This is a genomic window from Kitasatospora sp. NPDC059599, assembly GCF_042735125.1.
GTDB lineage: Bacteria > Actinomycetota > Actinomycetes > Streptomycetales > Streptomycetaceae > Kitasatospora.
In genome coordinates this window covers 20,969-29,093 of record NZ_JBHWCL010000128.1, presented here as the reverse complement: position 1 = coordinate 29,093, position 8,125 = coordinate 20,969, and the positions used below count along the sequence as shown (strand labels likewise).

Below are 8,125 nucleotides of genomic sequence, written 5' to 3'. Positions count from 1 at the left end.
CTGCCGGCCCCGAGCTGGTCCAGCTGCGCGGCCCGGCGAAGGCCGTCGCCACCAACATGGACGCCTCGCTGGAGGTGCCGACCGCGACCTCGGTCCGCGCCGTGCCGGCGAAGCTGTTGATCGACAACCGCATCGTCATCAACAACCACCTGCAGCGCGCCCGCGGCGGCAAGGTCTCCTTCACCCACCTGATCGGTTACGCCCTGGTCCAGGCCATCAAGGCCGCCCCGGGCATGAACCACAGCTACAAGGTGGAGGACGGCAAGGCCTTCCTGGTCAAGCCCGAGCACGTCAACCTCGGCCTGGCCATCGACCTGGTCAAGCCCAACGGTGACCGCCAGCTGGTCGTCGCGGCCATCAAGAAGGCCGAGACCCTCGACTTCTTCGGCTTCTGGCAGGCCTACGAGGACATCGTCCGCCGGGCCCGCGCCAACAAGCTGACCATGGACGACTTCACCGGCGTCACGGTCTCGCTGACCAACCCCGGCGGCATCGGCACCGTGCACTCCGTGCCGCGCCTGATGCAGAACCAGGGCACCATCGTCGGCGTCGGCGCCATGGAGTACCCGGCCGAGTTCCAGGGCTCCGCCCCGGAGACCCTGTCCCGCCTGGGCGTCTCCAAGATCATGACGCTGACCTCGACCTACGACCACCGCGTCATCCAGGGCGCGGCGTCCGGCGAGTTCCTGCGCGAGATCCACCGTCTGCTGCTCGGCGAGAACGGCTTCTACGACGAGATCTTCGAGTCGCTGCGGATCCCGTACGAGCCGGTCCGCTGGGCCACCGACGTCGCCACCACCCACGACGACGAGGTCAACAAGACCGCGCGCGTCATGGAGCTGATCCACTCCTACCGGGTCCGCGGTCACCTGATGGCCGACACCGACCCGCTGGAGTACAAGCAGCGCAAGCACCCCGACCTGGACGTCACCACCCACGGCCTCACCCTGTGGGACCTGGAGCGCGAGTTCGCGGTCGGCGGCTTCGGCAGCCAGAAGATGATGAAGCTCCGCGACATCCTCGGTCTGCTGCGCAACACCTACTGCCGCACCGTCGGCATCGAGTACATGCACATCCAGGACCCGAAGCAGCGCAAGTGGCTGCAGGAGCGCCTGGAGAAGCCGTACGCGAAGCCGGAGCGCGAGGAGCAGCTGCGGATCCTGCGCCGGCTGAACTCCGCCGAGGCCTTCGAGACCTTCCTGCAGACCAAGTACGTCGGGCAGAAGCGCTTCTCGCTGGAGGGCGGTGAGTCGCTGATCGCGCTGCTGGACGCGACCATCGACGCCGCCGCCGAGCACCGCCTGGACGAGGCCGTCATCGGCATGGCCCACCGCGGCCGCCTGAACGTGCTGGCCAACATCGTCGGCAAGCCGTACGGCAAGATCTTCGGCGAGTTCGAGGGCAACCTCGACCCGAAGTCGATGCACGGCTCCGGCGACGTCAAGTACCACCTGGGCTCCGACGGCACCTTCACCGGTCTGGACGGCGAGACCATCAAGGTCTCGCTCGCCGCGAACCCCTCCCACCTGGAGACGGTGGACCCGGTCGTCGAGGGCATCGCCCGCGCCAAGCAGGACATCCTGGACCAGGGCGGCACCACCTTCCCGGTGCTGCCGATCCAGATCCACGGCGACGCGGCCTTCGCCGGCCAGGGCGTCGTCGCGGAGACGCTGAACATGTCGCAGCTGCGCGGCTACCGCACCGGCGGCACCGTGCACGTCGTGGTGAACAACCAGGTCGGCTTCACCGCCGCCCCGGCGTCCTCGCGCTCCTCGATGTACTGCACCGACGTGGCCCGCATGATCGAGGCCCCGATCTTCCACGTGAACGGCGACGACCCGGAGGCCGTGGTCCGCGTCGCGCGGCTCGCCTTCGAGTTCCGCCAGGAGTTCCACAAGGACGTGGTGATCGACCTCATCTGCTACCGCCGCCGCGGTCACAACGAGGCCGACAACCCGTCGTTCACCCAGCCGCTGATGTACGACCTGATCGACAAGAAGCGCTCGGTGCGCAAGCTGTACACCGAGGGCCTGATCGGTCGCGGCGACATCACCATGGAAGAGGCGGAGCAGGCGCTCCAGGACTTCCAGGGCCAGCTGGAGAAGGTCTTCGCCGAGGTCCGCGACGCGGCCCAGGCGCCGGCCGACGCCACCGCCGGCAAGCCGGTCGCCGACTTCCCGGTCTCCATCCGGACCGGCATCTCCCAGGAGATGGTCAAGCGGATCGCCGCCTCCCAGGTCAACCACCCGGACTGGCTGACCGTCCACCCGCGCCTGCTGCCGCAGCTGCAGCGACGCGCCGGCTCGGTCGAGGACAACACCATCGACTGGGCGATGGGCGAGACCCTCGCCATCGGCTCGCTGCTCATGGAGGGCCACCCGGTCCGCCTGGCCGGCCAGGACAGCCGCCGCGGCACCTTCGGCCAGCGGCACGCCGTCCTGATCGACCGCAAGACCGGCGAGGACTACACCCCGCTGCAGTACCTCACCGAGGACCAGGCCCGCTACACCGTCTACGACAGCCTGCTGTCGGAGTACGCGGCCATGGGCTTCGAGTACGGCTACTCGCTGACCCGCCCGAACGCGCTGGTCATGTGGGAGGCGCAGTTCGGCGACTTCGTCAACGGCGCGCAGACCGTGGTGGACGAGTACATCGCCTCCGCCGAGCAGAAGTGGGGCCAGCACTCCGGCGTCACCCTGCTGCTGCCGCACGGCTACGAGGGCCAGGGCCCGGACCACTCGTCCGCGCGCCCGGAGCGCTTCCTCCAGCTGTGCGCGCAGAACAACATGACGGTCGCCATGCCGACCCTGCCGTCGAACTACTTCCACCTGCTGCGCTGGCAGGCGCACAACCCGCACCACAAGCCGCTGGTCGTCTTCACCCCGAAGTCGATGCTGCGTCTGAAGGCCGCGGCGAGTGCGACCGAGGAGTTCCTGTCCGGCTCGTTCCGCCCGGTCATCGGCGACACCACCGTCGACCCGGCGCAGGTCCGCAAGGTGGTCATCACCGCCGGCAAGTTCTACTACGACCTGGCGGCGGCCCGCACCGAGCGCGGCGTCACCGACACCGCGATCGTCCGGGTCGAGCGGCTCTACCCGCTGCCGGTGGCCGAGCTCCAGGAGGAGCTGGCCCGCTACGGCGACAACGTCCAGTTCGTCTGGGCGCAGGAGGAGCCGGACAACCAGGGTGCCTGGCCGTTCATCGCGATGAACCTGGTCGACCACCTGCAGGTCGTCATCGGCCGCAGTGCCGGCGGTTCCCGCCTGCGCCGCGTCGCCCGGACGACGGCCTCGTCCCCGGCGGTCGGCTCGGCCAAGCGGCACGCCGCCGAGCAGCAGGCGCTGATCGAAGAGGTCTTCTCGCTCTGACGCCCCACGGCTCGGACACCTGACGGCCCAAGGCCCCCGTCCTCCCACTCGGGAGGACGGGGGCCTTGTCGTTTCCGGGAGAACCGTTTCATCGCCACGCCATGTCAAGGTCCCAGCTCTGCAACCAAACCGGAACCCCGGTGCACGGACTCCTGACGGATCGATAGGTTATGCCTCGCCGGTCGGCGCCGGACGCCCGTCACCGCGCCCGCCGCCCCGGCCGTACGACCTCACCGCTCACCCAGGGGGATCACCGCATGACCGCCGACACGCCCCGGGACGCCGACAGGCTCCCGCCGGTCTTCCAACCGCTCCTCCCGGACGACCCCAGGGAGGTCGGCGGCTACCGGCTGTTCGCCCGGCTCGGCGCCGGCGGCATGGGCCGGGTCTACCTGTCGTACACCCCGGGCGGGCGCCCGGTCGCGCTCAAGGTGGTGCGCCCGGAGTTCGCCGAGGACGGCGAGTTCCGCCGTCGCTTCGCCCAGGAGGTCAGCAACGCCCAGCGCATCCACGGGCTCTACACCGCGCAGGTGATCGACTCCGGCGGCCTGGACACCGACGCCCCGTGGCTGGTCACCGCCTACGTCCCGGGCCCGTCCCTGCAGCAGGTGGTGCGCGAGAACGGCGCGCTGCCGGTGCGCACCGTGCTGCTGCTGATGGGCGGCATCGCCGAGGCCCTGCAGGCGATCCACAGCGTCGAGGTGGTCCACCGCGACCTCAAGCCCGCCAACGTGCTGGTCGCCGGGGACGGCCCGCGGGTGATCGACTTCGGCATCGCCCGGGCCGCCGACGCCACCGCCCTCACCGGCACCGGCTACCGGATCGGCTCCCCCGCCTTCATGTCCCCCGAGCAGGCCCAGGGACGCCCGGTCACCCCGGCCACCGACGTCTTCGCGCTGGGCGCCTTGGCCGCGTACGTGGCCGGCGGCACCGCGCCGTTCGGCGACGGCCCGGACACCGCGGTGCTCTACCGGGTGGTGCACGAGGAGGCGGACCTGTCGGCCGTCCCGGCGGACCTGCGCGAGCTGGTCCAGCGCTGCCTGGCCAAGAGCCCGGAGGACCGCCCGAGCCCCGCCGAGATCATCCGGGTCGCCCGCAACCACCCCGAGGTCGGCGGCCAGCTGCGGTTCGGCGACGACTGGCTGCCGCGCCAGGTCAACACCGAGATCACCCGCCGCTCCGACCTGCCCAAGACGCCGCCCACACCGTTGCCGGCCGCGCCCGCCACCCCGCCCACACCGCTGCCCGCGATGCCGGCCGCCGCTCCGGCCACGCCCCCGCCGCCGCCCGCCGCACCGACCCACCCCGCCACCGTGGTGCACCCGCCGCAGCAGCCCGCGACGCCCCCGCCGGGCTTCGCGCCGCCGCCGCTCGGCGCGTACGGCGCCCCGCAGGCGCCCACCGAGTCGCCGACCGCCCCGGTGCTGCCCGCCCCGCCCACCGCCCGGCTGCAGCCGGAGCCGCCGTCCTTCGACACCCCGCCGCCCGGACCGGTGGTGACCGCCCAGCCCGTCGCGGCGGTGCCGGAGCCGGAGCCCGCGCGCAAGGGCGGGGTGTCCTGGAAGGTGCTGCTCACCGTCGCCCTGGTGATGGCCGTCGGCGGCACCGCGGGCGGCGTGGCGCTGATGAAGAAGCTGGACGACGGCAAGAAGAAGGACACCGCCGCGGCGTCCACCTCCGCCGGCTCGCCGACCGCCGTGAACCCGGCGCCGACGACGCCCAGGTCCACCCCGACCGAGGCGGACGACGACTCGCCGTCGCCCACGCCGGGCACCACGAAGAACAGCGGCGCCACCGGCTCCTCGAAGAGCCCGTCGGCCGGTGCCACCGTGCCCCGCAACAGCGTCTACACCGTCGTCTACCAGGACACCGAACTCTTCGCGACCAGCTACAGCTACAGCTTCGACCTGTCCGGCGGCAAGGTCGTCCCGGACAACACCTACCCGTCCTGGGCCCTGGACCCGACCAGCTCCGGCAGCTTCGACCTCGACAGCAACTCCGACGCCTACATCAGCCGGGACAACGTGCTCACCCCGCAGAGCTGCTCGGCGGCGATCGACCGGGAGCCCACCAAGAGCCTGAAGTTCGACGACCTGCCCCCGGGCCGGCTGTTCTGCCTGCGCAACCGCAACAACGGCGGCGTCGTGATCGCCAAGGTGATCGAGCAGGGCAACAAGAGCAGCGGCGCGGTCAAGCTGTCGCTGAGCTACTGGCGCAACGACGGCTGACCGGCCCGGTCTATCCTGACCGGGTCGACCCCCACCGGACCGGAGCGAACCGTGTACTTCACCGACCGAGGCATCGAGGAGCTGGCGAACCGGCGCGGCGAGGAGGAGGTCACCTTCGAGTGGCTGGCCGAGCGCCTGCGCGAGTTCGTCGACCTCAACCCGGACTTCGAGATCCCGGTCGAGCGGCTGGCCACCTGGCTGGCCCGGCTCGACGACGAGGACGACGAGTGACCCGCTGACGGCCACCGAGAGGCCCGGGAGGCAACCGCCTCCCGGGCCTCTCGCATGCCCGCGGGCCGCTCCCACGGGGTGTCCCGTAGGGGAGGTCTCGGGGGCGGATCGGGGTCGGTATCGGGGTCCGGCACGCTTGACTCTCCCGGCACGCGATATATCGTCTTTAAAAGAGAACGCGATACATCGCGATCGACGACGGGAGGCGGCAGAGATGAGCCAGTGGACGGTCGACGGGCCCGAGAGGATCACCATCGACGAGGCGGTCCGCGCGCTGCACGTGCGGATCATCGAGGGCACGGTGAACGTGGTGGCCGCCGAGGGCCCCGCCCGTCTGGAGGTCACCGAGCTCCGGGGCGACCCGCTGCACGTGACCGTGGTGGACGGCGTCCTGACGGTCACCTACAAGGACATCAACAGCTGGGGCGAGTTCGGCGACTGGCTCAAGTCGGTCGGCTCGGTCAAGAGCTTCTTCGGCTCCCTCAAGCGCAAGCGGGTCGCCGGCATCACGCTGACCGTTCCGGCCGACGCCGAGGTCAAGGTCGGCACCGTCTCCGCCGACGCCACCGTCTCCGGCATCGCCGGGCACGTCTCGGTGCAGAGCGCCAACGGCGACACCACCCTGGTCGGCCTGACCGGCCGCACCGACGCCAACACCGTCACCGGCGACGTGGACGCCCAGTCGGTCGGCGGGCAGCTGCGGGTCAACAGCGTCTCCGGGCAGCTCACCGTGGTCGCCGGCACGGCCGACCGGGTCCAGGCCAACGCCGTCACCGGCGCCGTCACCCTGGACCTCGACGTCGACGGTGAGGCCGACGTCAAGGTCACCACCGTCAGCGGCCCGGTCGTCGTCCGCATCCCCTCCCGCACCGACGCCAAGGTCGAGGCCGGCTCCACCAGCGGCGACATCTCCAGCAGCTTCGAGCAGCTCAAGCTGAGCAGCACCTGGGGCGCCAAGAAGCTGTCCGGGCAGCTCGGCGAGGGCCGCGGCAGCCTCAACGTCACCACCGTCTCCGGCGCGGTCACCGTGCTGAGCCGCCCCGAGCCCGAGGACGAGGGCCCGGCCAAGGAACTCCCGGCCGCGCCCGGCAAGCCCGACCTCACCAAGGAGGCCTGAGATGACCCCCGTGTTCGGCCACGGCCGGCTCCGGCTCTACCTGCTGAAGCTGCTCGACGAAGCCCCGCGGCACGGCTACGAGGTGATCCGCCTGCTGGAGGAGCGGTTCCAGGGCCTCTACGCCCCCTCGGCGGGGACGGTCTACCCGCGGCTGGCCAAGCTGGAGCAGGAGGGCCTGGTCACCCACAGCACCGAGGGCGGCCGCAAGGTCTACCGGCTGACCGACGCCGGTCGCACCGAACTCGACTCCCGGCGGGGCGAGTTGGACGAACTGGAGCTGGAGATCCGGGACTCCGTGGCGCAGCTCGCCGGGGCGATCCGCGAGGACGTCCGGGACAGCGCCAAGGACCTGCGCGAGGAGCTGTGGAAGGCCGCCAAGCAGGCCCCCCGGCCGGACCGCGCCGGTGGCGAGGGCGACCCGTGGGCGGGCCCCTGGGGTGACAACGACTCCTGGCAGCGCGCCAAGGAGGAGTTCACCCAGTTCAAGCGGCAGGCCAAGGAGCAGGCCAAGCGCGCCCGGGAGCAGGAGAAGGCGGCCAAGGCCAAGGCGAAGGCCGCCGAGGAGGAGGCCCGTCGGCTGCGCGAGCAGGCCAAGGCCTCGCGCAACGCCGCGCAGCAGGAGGCGTTGCGGATCAAGCGCCGGGTCGAGCAGCAGGTCCGCGAGCACGCCGCGAAGGGCGACTGGCCGACCGGGCTCGCCGAGGGACTGGCCGAGCTGACCAAGGGCCTGTCCGGCCTGGCCGACGCGGCCCGCTGGGGCCAGCCGTCGGACGAGTCGGCGCCGGCGGACGAGCGGATCACCGTGACCCGGATCGACCTGGACGCGGACGAGTCGGCCGCCCCGGCGGACCTGCCCTCCTGGGCGCGCACCGACCCGGCCGGGGACCCGGCCCGGGAGCTGGAGCGCCTGCTCGACCGTTTCCGCGACCAGGTCCGCGACGCGGCCCGGGACGGCGGGGTGAGCGCGGACGGGCTGGCCGAGGCCGGCGCGGTGCTGGGCGCCGCGGGCGAGCGGCTGAAGCGGCTGCTCGGCTGACGGCCGGGCGGCCCGTGACGGCACGGCCGGCGAAGGCGTGCCGGCCGCGGCCGCGGTACGGAGGATCCGGGCCCGGGGGGGGCGGCGGGGGGGGCCGCGCCCCCCACCCCGGGCGGGTGGTGGGCGTAGTTTAGAAGGACGAGGG

At 71.9% G+C, this 8,125-nt stretch carries 5 protein-coding genes; all 5 read left to right on the top strand.

The annotated features are described in order from the left end of the window. A partial coding sequence (locus ACFV04_RS33110) for a multifunctional oxoglutarate decarboxylase/oxoglutarate dehydrogenase thiamine pyrophosphate-binding subunit/dihydrolipoyllysine-residue succinyltransferase subunit (RefSeq protein WP_380534538.1) occupies window positions 1-3,368 on the top strand: 3,368 nt, incomplete at its 5' end. 257 nt (window positions 3,369-3,625) lie between these two features. Next, entirely contained in the window at window positions 3,626-5,596 is a 1,971-nt protein-coding gene (locus tag ACFV04_RS33105; protein WP_380347502.1) for a protein kinase, read from the top strand. A gap of 51 nt (window positions 5,597-5,647) precedes the next feature. Beyond that, complete coding sequence (locus ACFV04_RS33100; RefSeq protein ID WP_360253909.1) at window positions 5,648-5,827, top strand: DUF6104 family protein; 180 nt, start codon at window positions 5,648-5,650, stop codon at window positions 5,825-5,827. Between the two features lie 214 nt (window positions 5,828-6,041). Further along, complete coding sequence (locus ACFV04_RS33095) at window positions 6,042-6,944, top strand: DUF4097 domain-containing protein (protein WP_380347501.1); 903 nt, start codon at window positions 6,042-6,044, stop codon at window positions 6,942-6,944. Between the two features lies 1 nt (window position 6,945). Next, window positions 6,946-7,980 (top strand): PadR family transcriptional regulator, encoded by a 1,035-nt coding sequence (locus ACFV04_RS33090; RefSeq protein WP_380534535.1) that lies wholly within the window; start codon window positions 6,946-6,948, stop codon window positions 7,978-7,980. The last annotated feature ends 145 nt before the right edge of the window (window positions 7,981-8,125 follow it).